The organism is Flavobacterium notoginsengisoli (assembly GCF_042686225.1).
Lineage (GTDB): Bacteria > Bacteroidota > Bacteroidia > Flavobacteriales > Flavobacteriaceae > Flavobacterium > Flavobacterium notoginsengisoli.
Genome location: NZ_JBHUOT010000014.1, coordinates 56,966 through 82,037, shown reverse-complemented (window position 1 = coordinate 82,037; position 25,072 = coordinate 56,966). Strand labels below are relative to the sequence as shown.

At 32.5% G+C, this 25,072-nt stretch carries 22 protein-coding genes; 10 read left to right on the top strand and 12 right to left on the bottom strand.

All coding sequences use genetic code 11. From position 1 onward, the window contains the following. Positions 1-56: 56 nt before the first annotated feature. Complete coding sequence (locus ACFS3A_RS24325) at positions 57-503, top strand: hypothetical protein (protein WP_379828151.1); 447 nt, start codon at positions 57-59, stop codon at positions 501-503. Positions 504-530: 27 nt separating this feature from the next. Here the strand turns inward: ACFS3A_RS24325 and ACFS3A_RS24320 are convergent, their stop codons facing one another. Together ACFS3A_RS24320 and ACFS3A_RS24315 are read right to left on the bottom strand one after the other, a co-directional pair. Next, a complete protein-coding gene (locus tag ACFS3A_RS24320; protein ID WP_379828150.1) occupies positions 531-1,439 on the bottom strand; it encodes a GYDIA family GHMP kinase in 909 nt (302 codons plus the stop codon). A 124-nt stretch (positions 1,440-1,563) separates the two neighbouring features. Then, positions 1,564-2,877 (bottom strand): hydroxymethylglutaryl-CoA reductase, degradative, encoded by a 1,314-nt coding sequence (locus ACFS3A_RS24315; RefSeq protein WP_379828149.1) that lies wholly within the window; start codon positions 2,875-2,877, stop codon positions 1,564-1,566. 182 nt (positions 2,878-3,059) lie between these two features. On the opposite strand from ACFS3A_RS24315, the gene ACFS3A_RS24310 reads away from it, so the two are divergent. The 6 genes from ACFS3A_RS24310 (at position 3,060) to ACFS3A_RS24285 (ending at position 10,324) form a co-directional block, all read left to right on the top strand. Further along, a complete protein-coding gene (locus ACFS3A_RS24310; protein ID WP_379828148.1) occupies positions 3,060-5,231 on the top strand; it encodes a S9 family peptidase in 2,172 nt (723 codons plus the stop codon). A 37-nt stretch (positions 5,232-5,268) separates the two neighbouring features. Beyond that, positions 5,269-6,945 (top strand): peptide MFS transporter, encoded by a 1,677-nt coding sequence (locus ACFS3A_RS24305; RefSeq protein ID WP_379828147.1) that lies wholly within the window; start codon positions 5,269-5,271, stop codon positions 6,943-6,945. Between the two features lies 1 nt (position 6,946). Next, positions 6,947-8,431, top strand: a complete 1,485-nt coding sequence (locus ACFS3A_RS24300; RefSeq protein ID WP_379828146.1) for a peptide MFS transporter — start codon at positions 6,947-6,949, stop codon at positions 8,429-8,431. A gap of 47 nt (positions 8,432-8,478) precedes the next feature. After that, entirely contained in the window at positions 8,479-8,946 is a 468-nt protein-coding gene (locus ACFS3A_RS24295) for a thioredoxin family protein (RefSeq protein WP_379828145.1), read from the top strand. A 216-nt stretch (positions 8,947-9,162) separates the two neighbouring features. Continuing rightward, entirely contained in the window at positions 9,163-9,615 is a 453-nt protein-coding gene (locus ACFS3A_RS24290; protein WP_379828144.1) for a thioredoxin family protein, read from the top strand. A gap of 259 nt (positions 9,616-9,874) precedes the next feature. Further along, positions 9,875-10,324: a thioredoxin family protein gene (locus ACFS3A_RS24285; RefSeq protein WP_379828143.1), complete on the top strand. Its 450-nt coding sequence runs from the start codon at positions 9,875-9,877 to the stop codon at positions 10,322-10,324. A 3-nt stretch (positions 10,325-10,327) separates the two neighbouring features. Here ACFS3A_RS24285 and ACFS3A_RS24280 read toward each other — a convergent pair whose 3' ends face one another. Genes ACFS3A_RS24280 through surE form a run of 5 tightly spaced genes read right to left on the bottom strand, consistent with a single transcriptional unit; the run spans position 10,328 to position 15,122 of the window. Further along, positions 10,328-12,361, bottom strand: a complete 2,034-nt coding sequence (locus ACFS3A_RS24280) for a ComEC/Rec2 family competence protein (protein WP_379828142.1) — start codon at positions 12,359-12,361, stop codon at positions 10,328-10,330. A 53-nt stretch (positions 12,362-12,414) separates the two neighbouring features. After that, positions 12,415-12,900: a C40 family peptidase gene (locus ACFS3A_RS24275; protein ID WP_379828141.1), complete on the bottom strand. Its 486-nt coding sequence runs from the start codon at positions 12,898-12,900 to the stop codon at positions 12,415-12,417. Positions 12,901-12,910: 10 nt separating this feature from the next. Continuing rightward, complete coding sequence (lpxB, locus tag ACFS3A_RS24270; RefSeq protein WP_379828140.1) at positions 12,911-14,029, bottom strand: lipid-A-disaccharide synthase; 1,119 nt, start codon at positions 14,027-14,029, stop codon at positions 12,911-12,913. 51 nt (positions 14,030-14,080) lie between these two features. After that, on the bottom strand, positions 14,081-14,350 hold the full coding sequence (locus tag ACFS3A_RS24265) for a hypothetical protein (RefSeq protein WP_379828139.1): 270 nt from the start codon (positions 14,348-14,350) through the stop codon (positions 14,081-14,083). Next, positions 14,343-15,122: a 5'/3'-nucleotidase SurE gene (surE, locus tag ACFS3A_RS24260; protein ID WP_379828138.1), complete on the bottom strand. Its 780-nt coding sequence runs from the start codon at positions 15,120-15,122 to the stop codon at positions 14,343-14,345. The genes ACFS3A_RS24265 and surE overlap by 8 nt, the downstream gene beginning before the upstream one ends. A gap of 213 nt (positions 15,123-15,335) precedes the next feature. Here surE and ACFS3A_RS24255 point away from each other — a divergent pair, with 213 nt between their 5' ends. Together ACFS3A_RS24255 and ACFS3A_RS24250 are read left to right on the top strand one after the other, a co-directional pair. Beyond that, a complete protein-coding gene (locus ACFS3A_RS24255) occupies positions 15,336-17,522 on the top strand; it encodes a carboxy terminal-processing peptidase (protein ID WP_379828137.1) in 2,187 nt (728 codons plus the stop codon). Positions 17,523-17,572: 50 nt separating this feature from the next. Continuing rightward, complete coding sequence (locus ACFS3A_RS24250) at positions 17,573-18,397, top strand: DNA/RNA non-specific endonuclease (protein ID WP_379828136.1); 825 nt, start codon at positions 17,573-17,575, stop codon at positions 18,395-18,397. A gap of 1 nt (position 18,398) precedes the next feature. Here ACFS3A_RS24250 and ACFS3A_RS24245 read toward each other — a convergent pair whose 3' ends face one another. Continuing rightward, positions 18,399-19,934 carry an MFS transporter gene (locus ACFS3A_RS24245; RefSeq protein ID WP_379828135.1) on the bottom strand — a complete coding sequence of 512 codons (1,536 nt, stop codon included), beginning with the start codon at positions 19,932-19,934 and terminating at the stop codon, positions 18,399-18,401. Between the two features lie 81 nt (positions 19,935-20,015). Here ACFS3A_RS24245 and ACFS3A_RS24240 point away from each other — a divergent pair, with 81 nt between their 5' ends. Then, positions 20,016-20,855 carry a helix-turn-helix domain-containing protein gene (locus ACFS3A_RS24240; protein WP_379828134.1) on the top strand — a complete coding sequence of 280 codons (840 nt, stop codon included), beginning with the start codon at positions 20,016-20,018 and terminating at the stop codon, positions 20,853-20,855. 61 nt (positions 20,856-20,916) lie between these two features. Here the strand turns inward: ACFS3A_RS24240 and rpe are convergent, their stop codons facing one another. The 4 genes from rpe to ACFS3A_RS24220 form a co-directional block, all read right to left on the bottom strand. After that, complete coding sequence (gene rpe / locus ACFS3A_RS24235) at positions 20,917-21,579, bottom strand: ribulose-phosphate 3-epimerase (RefSeq protein ID WP_379828133.1); 663 nt, start codon at positions 21,577-21,579, stop codon at positions 20,917-20,919. Positions 21,580-22,004: 425 nt separating this feature from the next. Then, a complete protein-coding gene (locus tag ACFS3A_RS24230; RefSeq protein ID WP_007804760.1) occupies positions 22,005-22,868 on the bottom strand; it encodes a sigma-70 family RNA polymerase sigma factor in 864 nt (287 codons plus the stop codon). 84 nt (positions 22,869-22,952) lie between these two features. Then, positions 22,953-24,494, bottom strand: a complete 1,542-nt coding sequence (locus ACFS3A_RS24225) for a hypothetical protein (RefSeq protein ID WP_379828132.1) — start codon at positions 24,492-24,494, stop codon at positions 22,953-22,955. Further along, positions 24,484-25,035, bottom strand: a complete 552-nt coding sequence (locus tag ACFS3A_RS24220) for an RNA polymerase sigma factor (RefSeq protein ID WP_379828131.1) — start codon at positions 25,033-25,035, stop codon at positions 24,484-24,486. Before ACFS3A_RS24220 ends, ACFS3A_RS24225 begins: the two co-directional genes overlap by 11 nt. Positions 25,036-25,072 lie beyond the last annotated feature (37 nt).

Genomic DNA, 25,072 nt, shown 5'->3' with positions numbered 1-25,072 from the left:
TTTTCAGCACAATAAAAAAAGGACCCAAATCAAATACTTTAATATCAAACATTTAAATGTTTTTTACTTTAAAAATTTTTAGAAAAAAGCCAAGAGTTTATACCAAAATTGAAAGTCATATTTTTGGAATTATTACAGAGCTTTTAAAAGTTGCCAGCACCGACATCAATGTAGATGAATTGGGTGGAAAGTATTATTTGAGTAACGAAGAACAGCATTTTAAAGTTACAATTCTGAGTAATGATTATGTAATTCGATTAACCAATACCCATGATTCTGTAGCGGAGAAATATGATAAAATGTTCGTTGAAGATGTATTGCGAGCTGTAAAAGAGGAAAAACATCGTAGAATGGAAGTTGTATATGATTCTATTACAAACAGTATAGAAAAAATGGCTGAACGTCTACATAATAGACTTATCGAGTCCAACGAACAGGATAATAAATCTGTTCGCAGACTGGAAACAAAATCGGATAGAAATAATAAAAAGGTAAACCATTAATTATTCTTCTGATCTACTTTATAAATATTATAAAATCATTTCGTTGTAAGTCAGAATTGTTTCGTAACCCTTGTTGGTAAAGTATTCTTTAGGATTTTCTTTGGAAACCACCATTACAAAATCACCACCCCAGGCTCCAAGACTTTTAATTACACCATTAAAATCAGGGAAAACAGCTTCTTTAATGGTTTGCATTTCCAAAATATTGCTCAGGTGAATTTCATGTTTTTGTACAGCTGATGCAAATTCTTTCAATGTTTTAGCATGAAGAATAGCATTGGTAATTCTGTTATTTTCTGCAACACTCTGCGCTAAATGATGATTCTTATTGTTGTTATAGGCATAAATGGCAGATTTACTGTTTTGTTTTTTATTTAAATAAACAAAGTAAATATGTTCTTTATAATCAGGATTAAATTTAACAGATTTTACAATGTTGTTTTTAATTTGATAAATAACCGGAGTGTTGTTTTGTGCGCAAGCAATGTCGTAGCCACTTCCGCCAAAACTATTGTTAAGAAGGGTAAAAGCATTAACATCTGCCCATTGTGCAATATTGTTTATGAGTGTTGACGAAGTTCCTAGTCCCCAATTTCTGGGAAAAGACAAATGAGTGTTGATTTTAAATCCGTTAGAGTTATCTATAAATTTTGGGTTTAAAACGTAAGCTTCATGAAGAATGTCAATTAAAGTAGATTTTACGGTTTCAATTTTTACTTCCGGTTTATTGACAAACTCATCAAATGAAATGGTTTCTTCAAACCATAAATGTTTATCGTAGTCGTAGCTTTTCCATTCGATTTCGTTATTAGTGCCATTTTGGATTATCAAATCCTGACCAAATTTTGTTGGCAGTGCAAAGGCATCAGCCCCATCCAAAACGAGATATTCTCCTGCAATAAAAAGTTTTCCGTTACTGTAAAAAGTTTTTGACATACTTTGTCTTTAATTATTTATATAAATTTCAATATTTTTAAATTGCTTTGCCTGTTCACTATCACATGAGTCCAATCAAAAGATTGGAGTATGGAATTTAAAATATTGGAATTTATGAATTAGGTTATTTTCGTAAGTTTTCAATAAAATCTACCACAGCGCTGTGAGAAACAGCTGTTTTCTTAAAATGTGTCTTAATTAAATGACGCTCTTCTTCGGTAGCTTCAAATTGATTGATGATATTGTTCAGGTGCATTTTCATGTGCCCTTCCTGAATTCCTGTAGTGGTTAATGATCTTAATGCAGCAAAATTTTGTGCTAATCCTGCAACAGCTACAATTTCCATTAATTCTTGTGCAGATGGTTTTTCCAGAATGTCTAAACACAACTTTACTAAAGGGTGTAAAGAAGTTAAACCGCCAACTGTTCCTAAAGCTAATGGGATTTCAAGCCAGAAAGTAAAGATGCCGTTTTCAATTTTGGCATGAGATAAGCTTGCATATTGTCCGTTTTTAGAAGCATAAGCGTGAACACCGGCTTCAACGGCTCTAAAATCATTTCCGGTTGCCAGAATCACGGCGTCAACGCCATTCATTATACCTTTGTTATGCGTAACCGCTCTAAAAGGTTCAACTTCAGCAATCTGTACTGCTTGTACAAAACGTTCAGCAAATTCCTGTGGATTTGTAATGTGTTTTTCAGTTAATTCATCAACAGGACAGGAAACTTCGGCTCTTACCAGACAGTTTGGAACATAATTAGATAAAATGCTCATGATGACTTCCAGTTTTTCATCATTTTTAAATAAATCAGAATTTTGAGCTTCTTCTTTTAATGTTGAAGCAAACTGTTCCAAACAAGAATTGATAAAATTAGCTCCCATACTATCTTTGGTTTCGAAAGTAGCATGAAGCTGATAATAGTTTTCCAGTAAACTTCTTTTGTCTTTTAATTTAACATCCAAAATACCGCCGCCACGCTGTTGCATATTTTTGGTAATATTTTGAGTTTCTGAGAAGAATTTAGGTTTTATTTCGTCAAAAAAAGTCTTTAATTTTTCCGCATCACCATTATAAGTAAAATGAACTTGTCCAATCTTTTCGGTATTGATGATAGTAGTTTTAAAACCGCCTCGGGTAGACCAGTATTTGGCTGCTTTAGAAGCTGCTGCTACAACAGAACTTTCTTCAATAGCCATTGGAATGGTTTTGTATTTTCCGTTGATTAAAAAGTTCGGAGCAACTCCAAGTGGAATATAGAGGTTTGTAATGGTGTTTTCGATAAATTCATCATGCAGTTGCTGAAGCTTTTCGTCTGAATTCCAGTAATTTCTTATAATATTTTTCGCCTCATCAGGGTTCGAAAAATATTCATTTGCAATCCAGTTAATTTTTTCTTTTTTGGATAATTTAGAAAATCCGGCAACAGCGTTGTTCATTCTCAGTATATTAAATAATAATGTTGCTGCAAATATACCATTTTAAGAGTTTTGTTTAAAATGTATTTTGAAAATGAGAACTACGCAATCGTTATTTTTTTTAACATTTAACAGTTGAAATGTGTATTATGTTTAATTTTTTTACTAAAATTGGGCTCTTTTTTATATTTAAATTAATTGTAATGAGTACAAGTAAAATTACTGTTATACTTTTATTTCTGGTTGCGACCGTTTTTGGTCAACAAAAAATCACTATAGAAAACATATATGGCGGGGCATTCCGGGCTAAAGGAATGGATGAGTTGCAATCTCTGAAAAATACAGATCAATATACTGTATTGAATGTTGACAGAGCAAGTAGAAGTATGCAAATAGATTTATATGATTTTGCAACTTTAAAAAAGGTTTCTAACTTAATCGATACTAAAGATCATGCAGCTCTTTCAGAAGGTATTGACAGTTATATTTTTGATTCAGCAGAAAAGAAAATTTTAATTGCCTGCAATACCAACCAGATTTTCCGTCACTCATTTACTGCGGATTATTATTTATATGATATTGCTTCAAAATCTTTGGCGAAGCTTTTTGATTTTCAGATTCAGGAACCTACTTTTTCTCCTGACGGATCAAAAATAGCTTATGCAAAAGAGAATAACTTATATGTATATGATGTTGCTTCAAAAAAATCTACTCCAATTACAACTGATGGAAAAAAGAATGCTGTAATAAATGGTATTACGGACTGGGTTTATGAAGAAGAATTTGCTTTTGTTCGTGCTTTTGACTGGAGTAAAGACAGTAAGAAAGTAGCTTATATACGTTTTGACGAAAGTCAGGTTCCTGAGTTTTCAATGTCAATGTTCCACAAAGACTTATATCCGACAATTGAAACTTTTAAATACCCTAAAGCTGGTGAAAAAAACTCAGAAGTTTCATTACATATCTACGATGTAGCTGCAGGAGCAACAAAAAAAGTAGATTTAGGAAATTATAGCGATTTTTATATTGCGAGATTACAATGGACGAATGATGCAAATGTGCTTTCTGCTCAGGTTTTAAACCGTCACCAGGACAATTTGGATTTATTGTTTGTTGATGGAAATACGGCAGCGGCAAAAGTTGTTCTAAATGAAAAAGACAAAGCTTATGTAGATGTAACAGATAATTTAACTTTCTTAAAAGATAACAGTTTTATCTGGACAAGCGAAAAAGACGGTTTCAATCATATCTACTTATATGATAAGACCGGAAAGCTTAAAAATCAGGTAACAAAAGGAAAATGGGAAGTGGTTTCGTACTATGGTTTTGACGAAAAAACAAAAACTATTTTCTATCAATCTACAGAAAATGGTTCAATCAACAGAGATCTTTACAGAATTGGATTAGACGGAAAAAATAAATTGCGTTTATCTAAAAAAACAGGAACAAGTGCGGCAACTTTCAGTCCGAACTTCCAATATTTTATTACTACTTTTTCAAGTAATTTAGTGCCTACGACTTATACTTTAAATGAGGCAAAAACAGGAAAAGAACTTCAGGTTATAGAAAGCAATCAGGCACTTGCTGATAAATTGAAAGGCTATAACTTACCAGCAAAAGAATTCATTGTTTTAAAAACAGCTAAAGGAAACGAATTAAACGCTTGGATTTTAAAACCAAAAGATTTTGATCCTTCAAAAAAATATCCGGTTTTCATGTACCAGTATTCTGGTCCGGGATCACAGCAAGTAAATAACGATTGGAATAACTCTGATGATTATTGGTTCTTATCGCTTACACAGCAAGGTTATATTGTAGCTTGTGTTGACGGAAGAGGAACAGGTTTTAAAGGAGCTGATTTCAAAAAAGTGACTCAGAAAGAATTAGGAAAATATGAAGTGGAAGATCAAATCGATGCAGCTAAAGTAATTGGTTCTTATCCTTATGTTGATGCTTCAAGAATTGGGATTTTCGGATGGAGCTATGGTGGTTTTATGGCTTCTAACTGTATTTTTCAGGGGAATGATGTTTTCAAAATGGCGATCGCTGTTGCTCCTGTAACCAACTGGAGATTTTATGATAGTGTTTATACAGAAAGATACATGCAAACCCCACAGGAAAATGCAAGCGGATACGATCAGAATTCTCCAATAAACCACGTTGATAAATTAAAAGGTAAATTTTTATTGATTCACGGTTCTGGTGACGATAATGTTCATGTTCAGAATTCAATGCAGATGATGGAGGCTTTGATTCAGGCTAATAAACAATTTGATTCTCAAATTTATCCAGATAAAAATCACGGTATTTATGGCGGAGCTACAAGAATTCAGCTGTATAATAAAATGACTAACTTTATCAAACAAAATCTATAATCTAAATCTTTTAAACTTAATTAAATAAGCGAATAATATGGGAGAAAATCAAGTAAAAACTGCGCATCCAAAAGGGCTTTGGGTATTGTTTGGAACGGAGATGTGGGAGCGGTTCAATTTTTATGGAATGCGGGCTTTATTGACTTTATTTCTTGTAAATTCATTATTAATGAAAGAAGAGGAAGCGTCATTGATTTATGGAGGTTTTCTTGGACTTTGTTATTTGACTCCAATGTTGGGAGGTTTTGTAGCCGACCGTTATTTAGGAAACAGAAATTGTATCTTATTAGGGGGATTGTTAATGGCTATCGGGCAAATGCTTTTGTTTACAAGTGGAAGTGTTTTTGAATCTAATTTAGGTTTAGCCAAAATTATTATGTACTCTGCTTTAGGAGTTATTGTTTTTGGTAACGGATTCTTCAAGCCGAATATTTCAAGTATGGTTGGAAGTTTGTATCCAAAACAAGAAAAAACAAAATTAGATAGTGCTTTTACTATTTTCTATATGGGAATTAACATTGGAGCTTTTTTAGGTCAGTCAATCTGTCCTTTATTGGGAGATGTTAAAGATGCAGGCGGAATTAGAGATATTCACGCTTTTAGATGGGGATTCATGGCAGCTTCTGTTGCAATGTTATTAGGTACAGTTCTTTTTTACTTCTTAAAAAATAAATATGTAGTTTCTCCGGAAGGAAAACCATTAGGAGGATTGCCTTCTAAAAACGATGCTTCAGATTTTGAAGAAGGAGAAGCGCAACAAGCAAACTTCTCTGGTAAAGCTTTAACAATTGCAGGAGTTGCATTTATTGTATTAGGATTCTTTTTTCATTATGTTGTAGGTCAAAATTTAATTTATACTTTGATTTATTCAAGTGGTTTGGCATTAGCAGGATTAATTATTTCTGATACTTCTTTAACGAAAATAGAAAGAGACAGAATTATTGTAATCTACATCGTCTCATTCTTTATTATTTTCTTCTGGGCTGCATTTGAGCAAGCTGGTTCATCTTTGACATTTATTGCGGATAACCAAACAGACAGACATTTCTTTGGTTGGGCAATGCCGCCATCTATGGTTCAGATTTTCAACGGATTGTTCGTTGTAATTTTAGCAGTTCCTTTTAGTGTTCTTTGGGATACTTTAAGAGCTAAAGGAAAAGAACCAATTTCTCCGGTAAAATTAGCTGTTGGTTTGGTTGTGATTTCTATCAGTTTCTTTATGATTGCTACTCAGGTTTCCTACATTGGAACTACTGGACTTTTATTGGTAAAATGGCTGATCTTATTATATTTCTTAAATACATGTGCTGAGTTATGTTTGTCTCCAATTGGTTTGTCATTGGTAGGTAAATTATCTCCAAAACGTTTTGCTTCGTTATTATACGGAGTATTCTTCTTGTCTAATGCATCAGGTTATGCTTTAGGAGGAACTTTAGGTTCGATCTTGCCGGCAACTGGAGATAAATTTGCAAAAGCAAAAGAATTAGGAATCGATCTTCAGGCAGTTTTAGATAAAAAAATAACGCCAACGGCAGAGCAATTGGCTTTACTGGATCACCATCAAATTAGTGCTCAAAATCCAATTTTTGCGGGATTTGAAATCCATAACTTATATGAATTCTTCATGGTATTTGTTGTTCTGACAGGTATTGCAGCGATTTTGTTATTTGCTTTAACACCAGTGTTGAAGAAATTAATGCATGGTGTTAGATAAAATGGAAAAGAAAATTACTTTAGAAGAAATTCAAAATTTTGAAGGCAAGTACCCAAAGCAATTGTGGTACTTGTTTTTTGTTGAAATGTGGGAGCGTTTTTGTTTCTACGGAATGCGCGGTGTGCTTACAATTTTTATGGTAGATCAGCTTTTTCTAAAAGAAGATCACGCTAATTTACAGTATGGAGCTATTCAGGCTTTTGTATATGCTTTTACTTTTGTTGGTGGAATTTTTGCAGACAAAGTATTAGGGTTTAAAAAATCATTGTTCTTTGGTGCAATTGTAATGATCCTTGGGAATCTTTTGATTGCGGTTTCTCCTCATGATTTATTTTATTACGGAATCGCTTTCTCTATTATTGGAACGGGTTTCTTTAAACCAAACGTTTCTTCAATGGTGGGAGAATTATATAAAGAAGATGATGGAAGAAGAGATGCAGGCTACGGAATGTTTTATGCAGGAATTAATGTTGGGGGGCTTTTTGGAGGTGCTTTATGTGTTTATTTAGGTAAATATTATTCCTGGCAATTGTGTTTCCTGTCTGCAGCTGTAGTAATGCTTTTGGGATTGATTACTTTTTTAATGACTAAAAAGTATTTAGGTCCAATTGGAGATTCTCCATTGCTGGATTTAAAACCATCTACAAGAAAAATTCGTGAAATTGCAGTTTATGTATTATCTCTGTTAAGTATTCCATTTATTTTTATAATGGTAAAAAATACGGATTATACAGATTATTTTATGTATACAATTGGTATTGTTGCTGTTCTGTATTTTACTTATGAGTTAATAAAACTTGGAGATGCTAAGTTGCAGAAAAAACTTTTCGCAGCATTTCTCTTTGTGTTTTTCTATCTTCTGTTTAATACAATTTATGAGCAGAGCGGCGGATCTTTATCTCTTTTTGCAAAAGATAATCTAGATAACAGCTTGTTGTTCTTTAATATTGACCCAAATATTATAAACAACAGTTCAAATACTTTCTTTGTGGTTGTTTTAAGCCCGTTGATTGGTTTGTTGTGGATCTGGATGGGAAAAAGAAAAATTGAGCCTAATACCTTGATTAAATTTGGAATCGGATTTCTGTTTTTAGCGGCTTCATTTTATATTTTCTATTTGACTAAGTTTTTTGCAAATGCTCAGGGAATAGCGTCATTAAATGTATTTACTTTTGCTTATTTAGTGACAACAATTGGTGAGCTTTGCCTTGGCCCAATCGGAATGTCTATCATTACTAAACTTTCACCAAAAAGATTATTTGGAATGATGATGGGATTATGGTTTTTAGCGGCTGCATTTGGACAATTGTTTGCAGGAAAATTAGGTGCTGAAATTTCAAGATCGAATACGGGAGATACATTGTTGTCAAAGTTGCAATCTTATACAGAAGGTTATTATCAATTGGCTATTTATTCGCTTGTGGCTGGAGTTATTTTAATTGCGATTTCTCCTTTAATTAGAAAATTAATGCAAGAAGTTAAATAATTATATTGTAATTAGTTTTTGCATAAATTTGTGAAAATTTCCCCATTATGAAAAAAATACTACTTATCGCTTTGTTTTTAATTGGTGCCGGCAATATTCAGGCACAGGATTTAAAATGGTATACAGATGTTAGAGAGGCTATTACAGTAAGCAACAAAGAGCAAAAACCAATGTTAATGTTTTTTACAGGAAGTGATTGGTGTGGCTGGTGTATTCGTTTGCAAAATGAAGTCTTGAAGACGGAAGAGTTCAAAAAATGGGCATCTACAAATGTAGTATTGGTAGAATTAGATTATCCAAGAGCTGTTCCTCAAACTCCTGAACTTAAAAATCAGAATAATGAACTACAGCAGGCTTTTGGAATTCAGGGTTTTCCGACTGTTTTTTTTACAAGTGCCGAGTCTAAAGACGGAAAAGTGAATTTTAAAGGACTTGGTAAAACAGGTTATGTTGCCGGTGGACCATCTGCCTGGTTAACGGTTGCAGAAGGAATAGTGCATCCAAAGAAATCATAATAAAAAGTTTAAAAAGATATACAAAGCCTTTCACATTTGTGAAAGGCTTTTTTTTGTTTAGTAGGAAAAGGTTTTCAATGTCTATAGGTGTTTTTACGTATTTTGTATTTTAATATGAATAAAAAAACATATAATGTATTTTTATAGCCAATAAAAATTGGAAAATTAAAATATAATGTTAATTTCGTCGTGCTAATCTAACCAAAACCAATTAATATGACTAAAAAACTACTTATCCTACTGTTTTTTTTAGGTTCATTTATGATGCAAGCGCAAAATTTAGCCTGGCGAACTAATATGACAGATGCCATCGCTATAAGTAATGACCAGAAAAAACCAATGTTGATTTTATTCACTGCCTCAGGTGTACCAGAGAATCTTCAAAATGAAATTTTTAAAACCCCGGATTTTGCTGTTTGGTCACGTGATAACGTGGTTTTAGTAAAACTGGATTTATCAGATATGAATGCATCTGATAGTGATCGTGAACAAAATGTGAAATTAAAGAATGCATTTGGCGTTCAGGAGCTTCCGGAAGTGTGTTTTGCAATGGCATCGGTCAGAAAAAATAAAACCACATTCAGTGCTTTAGGGAAAATTGCCTATAAACCCGGAGGAGCAAAAGCCTGGATTGCAGAATCAAATTCTATTTTGCATCCGGTGGAATAAGAAGAGTACATTCAACTTTTATTTTAATTTTTTTTTTTTAATCCCTTTGTGCTTTGCAGAAAGGGATTTTTTATTGTGAAATTGACTTAAAGAATTTCAATTTTTTACAAGTGTTTTTTTAACATTTATTAAAAAATATATCTAATAATTATTAATTTGATTTTAATGCTAAGAGTTAGTTTATTAATTGGTTAAATAATTCGTTGGATTCTGTTTTTGTACTATTTTAGTTTTATTAACATAACCAAAACCAAATAATATGCCTCAAAAATTACTTATCCTACTATTTTTTTTTAGTTCGTTTTTTGCCAGTGCGCAAAGTATAACCTGGAGAACTGACATTAATGATGCGGTTGCTGCAAGTGCGGAAAAAAGAAAGCCATTATTGATTTTCTTTACGGGTCAGGGAGTAAATCCTCAGCTTCAGAACGAAATTTTTTCTACTCGTGATTTTGAAGAATGGTCTCGTAAGAATGTTATTTTAGTAAAATTGGATCTTTCTGATCTTTCAATTCCGGATCAGACAAAAGAACAGAATTTAAGATTGAAAAATGCTTTTGGAATTGAAGAAATTCCTCAGGTATGTTTTTCAGAAGTAACCGTTAGAAAAGGAAAGACAAATTTTAATAAGCTTGGACTTATATCTTACAGGTCTTCAGGTGTTAAATCCTGGATTTCTGAATCAAATCTGATTTTAAATCCGGAGTAAAAATTACAATTTATAATATCCCTTTTCTGGTGTAGAATGAAAAGGGATATTTTTTTTGAAACAGCTCTTTTTCCAGGATTTTTGAGTCGAATTTGAATTTGATCCGTCAGCAATTATAATTTTTGGAAGATGGTTTTCCAACAATCTGTCCAGATTTATTTTGGGAGTTTGCGTCAGAATCAAAATATCTGGTTTTAAGTTCGGAGGACAAATTCCGCTGCTGTCAATTATTAAAATCTTTGTGTTCTTGAAATAAAGTAAGTTTTTAATTTCTTTAATATTCTTTAGTTTAATTGAATTTCCCACGAGATACGAATTAAGATTTCTATTCCGAGAGTTTTTTTCAATTACAGTGTCTCTGGTATACAAAAGTATTTCGCTTCCCGTGCGTTCAGAAATGAGTGTGTTTTTCTTTTCATTGTAAACAATTAATTCTTTTTCACTTTCCCTTTTCATTTTTGTTAGAATAAAAGAAAACTGTACTGAAATTATAGTACAGAATACAAAAACTATTTTAGTATAACTAGGCTTCTTTAGCCAGATAATTGAAGAAATTATGAAAAGATAAAAGGTAAATAGATAATAAGAGTTAAAGCTTATATCCCGAATAACAAACGATTCCATTGAAGCTACAGCATGTATCATTAGATTTAACAGATAAATGCTTTTTTCAAAAATTGCAGTTATAAATAATGGTGGATTGGTAAAGATGGCAATAATCATTACAATAATTCCGGCAATCATTATGAAGGACAGAACGGGAAGAATTATAATATTGGTTACAAAGAATAATCCCGGAAATTGATGGAAGTAATATAAGCACAAAGGAAGAGTGCCTATTTGTGCGGCAAAAGAAACGGTTAAGGCTTCCCAAACATAATTGATTATTCTATTTTTGGGTTTATAGATATTCTTGAAAATGGGCTGGAGCCACAAAATAAAAAACAGCGCTATATAACTTAATTGAAATCCAACATCAAACAAAAAGTAAGGCTCGAAAAGTAAAATAAGAAGAATTGAAACCAATAAGGTGTGATAGATATTTCCGTTTTGGCGTAAATGATTTCCGATTGCCAGAAAAGAAAACATAACGACAGATCTCAGAACAGATGGAGATAGACCCGAAATAATGGCAAATCCAGCTAAAGAAATAAGAATGGATGAAAGTTTAATAAAGGAGCCTCTCTTGGTGTTTGGAATTGGTTTTAAAATAAAAGTAATAAACAGCATGATAAAACCAACATGCAGGCCAGAAACAGATAAAATATGTGTAGCTCCAGAATATTGATAATCCTGAATAATGTCTTGTGAAATTTCCTGTTGTTGCCCTAGAATTAATGCCAATGCAACATTCATTTCTGATTTACTGAAATTTGATTTTTCGAGATTCGAAATTATTCTGGAATGTAATTTGGCACAATAATACCAAATGTCTTTTTGAACAATCGTACGGACTAAAATATCTTTTTTCTGGCAATAGATTTGCGCATAAATTTGCTTGTTAGCCAAATAAGTGCCGTAATCAAATTGATTCGGATTTTTACTTGATTTGTTGTGCTGTAAAGTAGTTTGAATTTTAATCGTATTTCCAATTATTAAATTGTTTTTACTGCTGTCTTTTTGAACGTTGATTATTATTTTTCCTTTATAATTTTTGTCAGAAATGCTATTTAGATGAGCAATATACCGATCACTGTAATCATTGCTTTTTAGTTTTTCGCGCAGCAATAAAACGATAGATTGTGGTTTCTCAAATGCCGTTTTGCAATGTGTATAATTGTCCTTCTGCAGGTTTTCAGTATGGCTTAAAAGTGTAAATGAACCAAGAGCAAAAGATAAGAAATAAGCAGAAATCCCAAATAAAAGAAACTTTTTCGGGTTCTTAAAGCTCCAGAAATAACTGAAGCAAAATAGAATAGAAAATATTGACAGTGTGTAACTGATCAATGAGATGGAGAAATGCAAATAATACCATGCAATAACTCCTAATATAAATGCAATTGTGATTTTAACTAATGGGAAATCTAATACTTTCATGCACTAAAAGTATTAAAAATTTGTAAGAAAAATAATAAAATCAATTAAATTGTTTAATTGAGGATTCTATTGACTTGCTCAAAAGAATTTTTGTAATATGGTTCTTTAGTAGATGAAATTATTACGCCTTTAGAAGTAGAAGAATGCACAAATTTCACTTCATCAGAATTGACTTCTGTGATTAAACCAACATGATTAATTTGTCTGCTTTTATTGGTTTTAAAGAAAATTAAATCGCCTTTTCTCGCATCATTTAAGGAAATTACTTTTCCAATTTTTGCCTGTTCGTAAGAAGCCCTTGGCAATGATATGTTTTCACTTTGAAAAGTGGTGTAAACTAATCCGGAACAATCAAAACCGCTTTTTGTAGTACCTCCGGCTTTGTAGCGAACGCCAATATTATCTGTTGCTTTTTCTATTAAATTATTAACCAGATTCCTGTTTTCTTTTTTGGATTCGTTTTTGCTCACGGCATTTGAAGTCGATTTACAAGAAGTAAAAGCAACAGTCAAAAGCAGAAAAAGAAGTACTTTTTTCAAAATAGATTATTTAAGCATTTTTTAAATCGGCAACTATGAGTTTTGCAGTGTTTTTGCTTGCACCAACTCCGCCAAGTTTTTGTTCTAATATATCGTAATTTTGTAGCACTTTATTGCGATGACTAGGCTCTAATAATTTTTGAAGTTCTTCTTTGATTCGTTTTTTATTGCAATCTCCCTGAATCAATTCAGTTACGACTTCCTGATCCATAATTAAATTTACCAGAGAAATGTATTTTAAAGTAATAATACGTTTCGCAATTTGGTATGAAATTTCACTTCCCTTATAGCAAACTACTTCAGGTACTTTGAAAAGAGCTGTTTCGAGAGTAGCGGTTCCTGAAGTTACCAAAGCTGCAGTTGAAGAACGCAATAAATCGTAAGTCTTATTAGAAACAAATGCTATATTCTTATTTTTTAAGAACTGCTGATAGAATTCGTATTCCTGACTAGGAGCGCCTGCAATTACAAATTCGTAATCCTGAAAATCATCAACCACGCTAAGCATTACGCTAAGCATTTTGGTAATTTCCTGTTTACGGCTTCCTGGTAAAACGGCGATTATTGGTTTTTCGCCTAAATTGTTTTCTTTTCTAAATAAATTTTCATCAAATGCAGGCTGATTTTGAATAGCATCTATTAAAGGATGTCCAACAAAATCTACAGGAAAATGATGTTTGTCTTCGTAGAAACTTTTTTCAAAAGGAAGAATTACATACATTTTATCGACATCTTGTTTGATGGCTTTGATGCGGTTTTCTTTCCAAGCCCAAATTTGAGGAGAAATATAATAATGCGTTTTGTATCCTAATTCTTTTGCCCATTTCGCAATTCGCATATTAAAACCAGGATAATCAATAAAAATGATGACATCAGGTTTAAATTCTGAAATGTCTTTTTTGCAGATTTTAATATTATTTAAAATGGTTTTTAAATTGAAAACCACTTCAATAAAGCCCATAAAAGCCAAATCACGGTAATGTTTTACAAGAGTTCCGCCGGCTTTTTGCATTAAATCGCCACCCCAAAATCGAATTTCTGCCTGTGGATCTTCGACATATAATGCTTTCATTAAGTTAGAACCGTGTAAATCTCCGGAGGCTTCACCTGCAATTATGTAATACTTCATGTTGGTTTTTTTGAAAATAGTGCTAAAATTGTAACAGAACAAAGATAAGGTTTATAAAACTAATGTAGAAATGGCCAATACAATCACGGCTAAAATTACGCCTCGAGCCATAAATTCTTTATTTCTTTTTAAAAGAATAGCGAAAACGGCAAGATCTAAAAGTGTTCCTAAAGTGATGATTTTTCCAAGATATCCTTTTTGTTTAATGATATGTATTCCAGACGAAAGATCAAATGTTGTGAAAAAAGTAATAAACAAATAACTGCCTAAAAGCGCAGTAAAAATGCCAATTAAAAATCCAATAAGTATTTCTTTAGCCATTTAATTTCCAGGTGTTAAGTTGTTGAATTGTGTGGTGTGCCGTTAAATCAAATTGTACAGGAACTACTGAAATATAGCCATTTGCCAATGCCCATTCATCTGTATCTTCGCCTTGATCTTCATTGACAAATTTTCCGGCAAGCCAGTAATAATCTTTTCCAAAAGGGGTTTGTCTTTTATCAAATTTTTGTGCGTAATAGGCTTTCGCTTGACGACAGACTTTAATGCCTTTAATTTCAGACTCCTTTAGTTTTGGAAAGTTTACGTTTAAAACAACTCCTGGTGGTAATTTATTTTCCAGAGTTTCTAAAGTTATTCTTTTAACAAAGGATTTTATAGGTTCGAAATCGGCATTCCAATCAAAGTCTAAAAGGGAAAAACCAATGGCCTGAATGCCTTCTATTCCAGCCTCGACAGCGGCACTCATGGTTCCGGAATAAATGACATTGATAGAAGAATTGGATCCATGATTAATGCCAGAGACACATAAATCTGGTTTGCGTTTCAGGATTTCGTTTACTGCCAGTTTTACACAATCTACAGGAGTTCCGGAACAGCTGTATTCTGCAATTGCGTCGTCATCTTTAGAAATTTTATCTAGAAATAAAGTGTTATTGATGGTTATGGCATGTCCCATTGCGCTTTGCGGTTTGTCTGGAGCAACAACGATTACTTCTCCAATTGTTTCCATGACGCTGATAAGGGCTCGTATTCCGGGTGCTAAAATACCGTCGTCGTTGGTTACCAATATTAAAGGTTTTTGGATTTTCATTTTGTGGATTTTATGTGTAATTTTAACAATTGTAAGATTTTAAAAACAAATTTAGTGGTGTATTTCCTGAGATAAGTCACAAATATTGTAAAATTTGTCAACTAAGGTAAAGAACTTTTTTGCGAATTAAACATTTTTATATCTTTAACAAAAAATTATCGTGACGTTAGCTCTCGTGGCATAGTTTTTAACGTAACTTAGATAAAAAAATTGATGAATGCTATTATAAAGTTTATGAAAAGAAATTATAAGATACTCATAGCCGTATTGTGCTTATCGCTTACATTATTTGCATTTAAGATGAATGCTGATAGGACAATCGACCCTGATCCGAACAGAGATAAAACACTTTTAGAATTATTAGCATTTGTTATTGAAAAAGGACATTACAGCCCAGCCGAAATAAATGATGAATTCTCAAAAGGTATTTTTAAAGATTATATTGATGCATTAGATCCTTCAAAAAGATTCTTTATGCAGTCTGATATTGATGAGTTTAAGCAGTATGAATTAATGCTTGACGATCAGTTTTTGAATAAGGATATTACTTTTTTCAACCTGACTTATACAAGGTTGATGAAGCGTATGGAAGAAAGTAAAAAACGTTATAAAACGATTTTGGCACAGCCTTTTAATTATAATGTTGATGAAACTTTTAATGCAGATTATGAGAACATTCCGTATGCAAAAAACTTAACAGAGCTTAATGAAAGATGGAGAAAACAAATCAAATTATCTACGCTTTCTTCTTTGGTAACGAAACAAAAAATTGAAGAAGAAAAGAAGAAAAAAGATGCAGCTTACAAAGAAAAATCTTTTGAAACTTTAGAAAAAGAAACTCGTGAAAGTTCATTAAAATCTTTAGATGATAATTTCAGCGTGATTAAAGATTTGAATAGAGAATATTGGTTCTCTGTTTATTTGAACTCTATCATGGCACGTTTTGACCCGCATACAAGTTATTTTGCACCTGAAGAAAAAGACCGTTTTGATGTCAACATCAGTGGTAAATTGGAAGGTATCGGAGCTCGTTTGACGAAGAAAAACGACTTTACTCAAATTGACGAGTTGATTTCTGGAGGTCCAGCATGGAAAGGAAAACAATTAGAAGCTGGAGATTTAATCTTGAAAGTAGCCCAAGGAAATGAAGAGCCTGTTGATGTTGTTGGAATGCGTTTGGATGATGTTGTTAAAAAAATCAAAGGTCATAAAGGAACTGAAGTGAAACTTACTGTGAAAAAAGTGGACGGTTCAATCAAAGTGATTTCAATTATTCGTGATGTTGTTGAGATTGAAGAAACGTATGCTAAATCTAGTATTGTGGAGAAAAACGGTTTAAAATATGGAGTAATTTATCTTCCTAAATTTTACATCGATTTTGAAAATAAAGACGGACGTGATGCTGGAAAAGATATCGCGCTTGAAGTAGAAAGACTGAAAAAAGAAAACATCAACGGAATTGTTTTAGACGTTCGTGATGATGGTGGAGGATCTCTTTCGACAGTAGTTGATATTGCTGGTTTATTTATTGAAGAAGGACCAATTGTTCAGGTTAAATCGGCTGGTAAAAAGAAAGAAGTTTTATACGACAAAGATAAAAAAATCGAATGGGATGGTCCATTGGTTATCATGGTAAACAGTTTTTCTGCTTCGGCATCTGAGATTTTGGCAGCTGCAATTCAGGATTACAAACGTGGTGTAATTATTGGAAGTAAACAAACTTATGGTAAAGGAACTGTACAAAATGTATTAGATTTGAATCAATTTGTTCGTAACGCAAATTACGGAGATCTTGGAGCTTTGAAAATTACAGGGCAAAAATTCTATAGAATTAATGGAGGTTCTACCCAATTAGAAGGTGTTCATAGTGATGTTGTGATGCCAGATCGTTATGCTTACTTGAAAATGGGTGAGAGAGATATTGACAATGCGATGCCTTGGGATAAAATTGATCCGGCTGATTACAGTACGTGGACTTCTAGCGAGAATTTTTCGAGAGCAATTAATAATAGTAAAAACAGAATTGCTCAAAATGCTCAATTCAAATTGATTGATGATAATGCAAAATGGATTGATGTTAAGAATAAAGAGAATACTTATAGCCTGAACATCCAGAGCTTTAAAGCAACTCAGGAGCAGGTTGAAAATGAAGGTAAAAAATACAAACCAATCTTAGATTATAAAAATGATCTGGTTTTCAAATCACTTCCTTATGAAGATGCTGAAACTAAGGCTGATGCTTCTTTAAAAGAAAAAAGAGATGCATGGCACCAAGCTTTAGCGAAAGATATTTATGTTGAAGAAGCTTTAAATGTTTTGGATGATTTACAACCAAAAGGTTTGGTTAAAAATAATAATGTTTCTCCTAAAATGAAAAAGGATAAACTAGTGAAGTCTTAAGTTCTAAAAGAATTTAATTTGTTTAAAAACGCTCTATAAATTTTGAATTTATGGAGCGTTTTTTTGTAAGTTTAGCTTCTAAAATTATAATTATGAAAGGCTGTTTAAGTTTAATTTTTGCGTGTTTTGTATTGCTTTCTTGTAAAAAGGAAATTGTAGAAAAAGAAAGTATAGATACTTCTGAAGTAGTTTCTTTTAAAGGAAATTCAAGTAGTACAGATTCTTTGTACAACATTGCCTATCTTCCTACTTCAACCACAAAACAAATTGTAAAACACCAATATTATACACTTTCATACAATGAGAAGTTTGAGCAGGCAGAATGGGTGGCTTATGAATTGAAAAAAGAGTATTTGAAAAACAACGATTTTAAAAGGCCCTATTTTATTGAAGATCCGAAAGTAACCACAGGTTCTGCAGACTGGAGAAATTATAAAAAATCGGGTTATGATAAAGGACATCTTTGTCCGGCCGGAGATATGGAATTCAGTAAAGATGCTTATACTGATACTTTTTATACTTCGAATATTTCACCTCAGAAAAAAGAATTTAATTCCGGAATCTGGAACAGGCTAGAGCAGAAAACACGTTACTGGGCTGAAAAATACAGTGATATTTATGTGGTGACTGGAGGGATTCCAAAAGATTCAGACAAAAAAATAGGAACAGAAAAAGTTGCTGTTCCTAAATATTTTTATAAAATTGTTTTAGCTAAATCTGATAAAGAGCACAAAGCTATTGCCTTTTTAGTTCCAAATGAAAAAAGCGACAAATCGATTTATGACTTTGTAGTTCCGATTGAGACTTTAGAAAAAATGACTGGAATTGACTTCTTTCCAAATTTGAAAAATTTAAAAAGTAGTAAAGACTTTTAAGTTAAAAATGCTTTTGCTTGCTTTTAAGGTTGAATGTCATAAAACTGATAATTGCCAAAATCCAGACACCTAATCCGCCATATAAAAGTACAATCTCAAAACCATGAGAAAGTGCATTGTGTACAATAATTCCAGACGAATCTAATTGGGCAAGCTCAGGAAAATCCTGATGAAGAGACGAGAAGTTTCCTGCAGCTATTTTTTCTGCAATAGAACGTAATGTCTTTGTGTTGATAGATCCAGCAAAAGCAGTGTTTAAATAAAAAGAAATTCCTTCGACTAATAAAAATCCCATTACAGCAATATTGATCGATAGAGTAATTAATCTGGCGCTCATATCTATTCCCGAAGCAATTCCTGCGCGATTACTAGAAACAGAGCCAGTTGTTGTGTTGGTTACAGGTGTATTGGTTAAACCTAATCCAATTCCGGCTAGTAAAGAACCGGGAAGCATTGTCAGCCAGCTCGCGTGTTCTGCCATTGCGCCAAATCTCATAAAAATAAAACCTAGTCCAATCACAAATAAACCTAAAGGAATAACAATTCCTGAACGATATCGAACCGAAAGATATTCTGCTAAAGGAGGAATCACTAGAGTAGGGAGAGTGTAGGCTAATAAAGAAAGACCAACCGTGACCACATCATATCCTAAATAGCTTTGAAAATAAATAGGTAAATAAATAATAAAAGGCCAAAAGCTGAAATTCATACCAATCGAGCCAAAAATTGCTCCGGAAAAATTCCGTATTTTGAATATTAAAAAGTCAAACATTGGATGCGAAATTCTTTTTTCGATCCATAAAAACAGGATGAAACTTATTATAGTAATAATTATACTGCTCAACGCTATTGGACTTGTAAAACCGAGATCTGGACCTTGTGTAATAAAATAGGTTAATCCAAAAACAGAGACAGATAAAGTAAGCATTCCCCAGATGTCTAATTTTTTAATATCAGGATCTTTAGATTCATCAACATATCCGTAAACAAGAATTACAGCCAAAACAGCTATTGGTACATGTATTAAAAAGACCCATTGCCAGGATAGAAGTGCTACGATTGTACCACCTATAATTGGACCAAATCCCAAGCCAATGCCAAGAATAACTCCCCAAATGCTGAAAGCTTTACTTCGCTCTTTTCCTTCCTGGAATTGATGTGAAAGGGCTGCGACTTGGCAAATTAACATTGCTCCTCCGCTAATTCCTTGAAAAAATCGGCTGATGATTAAAACGGACACATTTTCTGCAATACCACAAACTAAAGAGGAAATGGCAAATAAAATCAAGGTAATAATTAAAATTCGTTTTCGGCCATATCGATCTGCTAGAGTTCCTGTTGCCATTAAAACACTGGTGCAGCCTATGGTATAGATGTTCATAATCCACTGCATGTCTTTTAGATTAGCATTTAGTATTTTTTCAAGCGTAGGAAGTATTACAGGTACACTGGAAATTTCGAGAGAAAACATTAATGTGGCGAGACAAATGGCGGTTAAGACTATTGTGTTTTTTCGGGTGTAAAATTTTTGTTTCATTTTTGAATGTTTTTGTCAAAAATAAACTGAATTAATTCTTTTTATCAGTATAAAAAAAGGGTAAAAAAGTACTTTTGCGATATGAAAAAAGAAAATATGCATCAATCGGTTGAAGTGATTTATGAAAAGGTGGATGAATGTCCGCTGGTAAAATCGCATCTTAGTTTTTTTCAGATGGTTTATGTTATTTCTGGAACAGGATTTCTTCGGATTAACGGAAATGCAATATCCTATCAAAAAGGAAATTTAATGCTTCTAACGCCAAATGACCATTATTCATTTGAAATTACTACAACAACAGAGTTTTTATTGGTAAAGCTTAATAGTGAATATGTAAGAGAGTACAGATCTAAAAGTATTGATCATATGGAGTGTTTGTTATATTATGCAACGCACTTATCAGGTTGTATCTTGAAACGAAAAGAAGATGAGTTTTTGGTTAAATCAATCTCAGATTCATTACTTCATGCTGCAAAAAATAAGGATATTTATGATGAAGATTTAATTACGCATTATGTGAATGCTCTTATCGTAATTGCTGCCAGAAATATTGCCAAAATAAAACCGTCTGGTGTAAAAGAGAATGCCGATAAACGAATTTTGGAAATCATTAACTATATTCAGGCGAATATTTTCTTGCCTCAAAAAATAAAAGTTTCAGTAATTGCATCCGAATTTGATATATCTGATACATATTTGGGAAGTTATTTTAAAAATCATTGTGGAGAAACGATTCAGTCATTTATTTCAAATTATAAAATTCGATTGATCGAACATCGCTTAAGTTTTAGTGATATGAGAATAAATGAAATTGCTGCAGAATTTGGTTTTTCTGATGAAAGTCATCTCAATAAATTTTTCAAAAAACACAACACTATTAGTTTGACAGCATATAGAAGGAGTAAGGTTTTTGAAAATTAATCTGATTTGCAGAAAGTAAAAAAAAGCCGAAGATTTCTTCGGCTTGTCATTTTATATAGAATTAAAAAGCAGTAAGAGCTTTTAATTCAGCAATCGTTTCAATTTGATTTTCGGCTTTAAAAACAAAGCTTCCTGCAACTAAAACATCTGCACCGGCTTCTACTAATTGCTTGGCGTTTTTGCTGGTCACTCCGCCATCAATTTCAATTAGAGTTGAAGCATTTTTGCGTGTAATTAATGCTTTCAGTTTTTTTACTTTGTCGTAAGTATTCTCGATAAATGATTGTCCGCCAAATCCAGGATTCACACTCATAATGCAAACAACATCAATATCGTTTATAACGTCTTCTAAGAGATCAACATTAGTGTGAGGGTTCATTGCTACTCCAGCTTTCATTCCTTCCGCTTTAATAGCCTGAAGTGTTCTGTGTAAGTGCGTGCAGGCTTCGTAGTGAACCGTTAATCCGTTTGCTCCTAAATCGGCGAAAGTTTTGATGTAACGATCTGGATCGACAATCATTAAATGAACATCAATATATTTTTTGGCATGTTTTGAAATGGCTTCTAAAACAGGCATTCCAAAAGAGATATTCGGAACAAAAACTCCATCCATAATATCGATATGAAACCAATCAGCTTGGCTGATATTAATCATTTCTATATCACGCTGTAAATTAGCAAAATCGGCTGCAAGTACAGAAGGAGCAATAAATGTATTTTTCATTGTAGTGTAGTGTGTTGTTTTTTTACAAAGATAAAGTTTAACCGCAAAGTTCGCTAAGATTTGCGCAAAGTTCGCAAGGTTTTTTGTTTAATAAATAACGCAAAGTTCGCAAAGTTTTTTCGCAAAGTTCACGAAGTACGTGTTAGTAAGTAACCAAAAGTTCACAAAGCTTTGAGATCTTCGAATGCTTCTATGAAAAGTTTCATGTTGCTTTTCTTTACAAACTTTGCGTTATCCTTTGCTTCTTTGCGGTAAAAAGCTTTTCAGTAAAAAATAAAAAACTCCGGTAATCAGCCGGAGTTTCAATCATCAATCAAAAAACGAACAGTCAATCAAACTGTTGTTTGCGTTACAAAGGTTTCAATGTTTTCCTGTTTCAAGTTACGAGAAGCAACCTGAAACCTTAAACTTGAAACAAATATTGTTTATCCTAAATAAGTTTTAAGGATTTTACTTCTGGAAGTGTGTTTCAATCTACGGATTGCTTTTTCTTTAATCTGACGAACACGCTCACGAGTTAGGTCGAAAGTTTCTCCAATTTCTTCTAGAGTCATTGGGTGCTGATCGCCAAGACCAAAATACAAACGAACTACATCAGCCTCTCTTGGTGTTAATGTTTCTAAAGAACGCTCGATTTCAGTACGAAGTGATTCGTGAATTAATTCTCTATCCGGATTTGGAGATTCACCAGAACGTAATACGTCATAAAGGTTAGAATCTTCACCTTCAACAAGAGGTGCATCCATAGATAGGTGACGTCCAGAGTTTTTCATAGACTCTTTTACGTCGTTTACAGTCATGTCAAGTTCTTTTGCAATTTCCTCAGCAGAAGGCGGACGCTCGTTAGATTGCTCTAATAAAGCATACATTTTGTTGATTTTATTGATAGAACCAATTTTATTTAATGGTAAACGTACAATACGGGATTGTTCAGCCAAAGCCTGAAGAATCGATTGACGAATCCACCATACAGCGTAAGAAATGAATTTAAAACCACGAGTCTCATCAAAACGTTGAGCCGCTTTAATTAAACCTAAGTTTCCTTCATTAATTAAATCCGGAAGAGTTAATCCTTGATTTTGATATTGTTTAGCCACCGATACTACGAAACGTAGGTTGGCTTTTGTTAGTTTTTCTAAAGCTCTTTGATCACCAGCCTTTATTCTTTGTGCTAATTCTACCTCTTCATCAGCGGTAATTAGGTCAACTTTTCCAATTTCTTGTAGATATTTATCTAACGATGCAGTTTCACGATTAGTTACCTGCTTGGTGATTTTAAGTTGTCTCATGTTGTTGTCTCCCTATTTTTAAAGTGTACAAATGGTTATACGTAAAGAGCATCAAAAAAGTTACAAAAAAGATTATTTTATTTTTTAAAATTTATAAGTTACACCAGACTGAATAGAAAAACTATACGGTTTTGGATCCTTATTGTCCTTAAATGTAGTAAGATAGTATTTAAATATCGGATTGAAATCCAATTGAAATTTTTCTGTTAATTTATAATTGAAACCTAATCCTAAATTAAAAGAGAGATTCATTTTGTTCAGATTTTTAGTTGAGCCAATTCTTTCACTTTTTAAATTATTGGAAGAAAGATATAATTGATTCGCTTCTGAAATCAATGCGCTAACCCCTGTAAAAGCTTCTATTCCATAAGGAGTATCATCTTTTTTTATGGCATAATTAAACTCCAGTGGAATTTCATAATACGATATTTTTTGGACTAATCGAATATCTTCGTCATTGGCCATAACACTATAGATATCATCATTTGTTAAAACCATATTGTCATAATTTATAGTGGACTGATTGTTAATATGATTTGAGATCTTTAAACTGATTTTAGAAATACCTGCTCTAAAACCGTATTTTCCATACATAGACTTAAAGTAAAATCCGTAATGAGAAGTTACAGGATGACTTTTGGAGATCTCATTAAAAGATTCATTAATTGTCGATTTTCCGGACAAAGAACCAAAAACAGCTGGTCCATAAAAAACAGAAACAGAGTATTCAGGTTCATTTTCGTTTGTCTGTTCCGGATATTCTCTTTTGATGTATTCTCTTTTAGGCGTTGTTTTTTTCTCCTGTTTGAGAATGTTAATAGTGTCTTTTTTGACTGTTTCTAAATTTTCCGGACTTTCTTTAGCTGTAATTTTAGGACTATTATTTTTTTTCGGATCTTTGGTTTTTAGAGGTTTGGTTTCTTCTGAAACACTAGGAATACTTTGTTTTTTTTGAGTTGAAACTTTCTTTGTTTTATTTTTTGAAACATTATTTTTTTGCTGCTTTTTTACAGTTTGAGATCTTGCTTTTTTTGAACTTTTATTTGATTTTTCAGCAATGATGTTTGATTTTGCTGCAAGAGAATTTGGTTTTTTTGAAACAAAACTGGACTTTTTAGTAGTGGTAACCGTTTTGTTTTTTCGAATAATCACCTTATACTTCTTTACTACTTCATATTCCTCATATTCGTCGGTTGTAGTAATGAGTTTTGAAGATTGATTTACAAGTTTTTCGGTTCTGCTTTTCCTGATTGTTGTTTTTGTTTCGCTTGAATTTCCAATTGTTTTTTTCGTAGTTATTTTGCCTGATGAAACAGATTCATGAACAGAATCTGCTACTGTTTTATTCTTAGTTAAAGACTCTTTTTGATTATCTGTTTTAGTGACAATACGGTTTTCGTGTTCAGTGTTTAATGATTTGTTTTGATTATTTTTTGATTCAAAAAGAAAAAAGGAACTTACAAGCCCCATTATTACAAACGATGGAATAAGCCAGAACAAAATTCTTCTTTTTCTTTTTTTGTTTAAATCACTTTCGATTGAAGCCCATACATTATGGCCTGGACTTTTATCCAATAGTTCTAAGCTGTCTTTAAATATTTTGCCTATTTCTTTTTTATTTTCCATGGTTTGCCTGATAATTATGGAATGATTTTTTTGAAGTGATTTTTTCTTTTAGAATTAATTTTGCTCTGTGTAAATTAGATTTAGAAGTACTTTCAGATATAGAAAGCATTTCGGCAATTTCCTTATGACTATATCCATCAAGTTCATATAAATTGAAAACCAATCGATATTGATGAGGAAGTTCTTGTATTAATGACAGCAGGAAATCTATAGGGAAATCAAGTTCATTTTCATTAAGTGTAACTTCTTCCGGATTGTCATCTTTTATGGGAGTCAGAAAAAAAGAATTTTTGTATCTGCTGATTGCTTTATTGATTAAAATTCTTTTCATCCAGCCTTCAAAGCTCCCTGTATTTTTAAATTTTTTAATGTTGGTAAATATTTCAATAAAGGTATCATGGAGATTGTCTTCTGCTTCAGACTCATTTTGGCAATATTTTAGACTTATCACAAAAAGACTTTTATAATAGAGATTATAAAGTTCTTCTTGTGATTTTCGGTTTTGCCTGATGCAACCTTTTATGAGCTGGTCTAAATTCAAAAATTCAGTGGTTTATGGTTCTTAAATATATGAAATA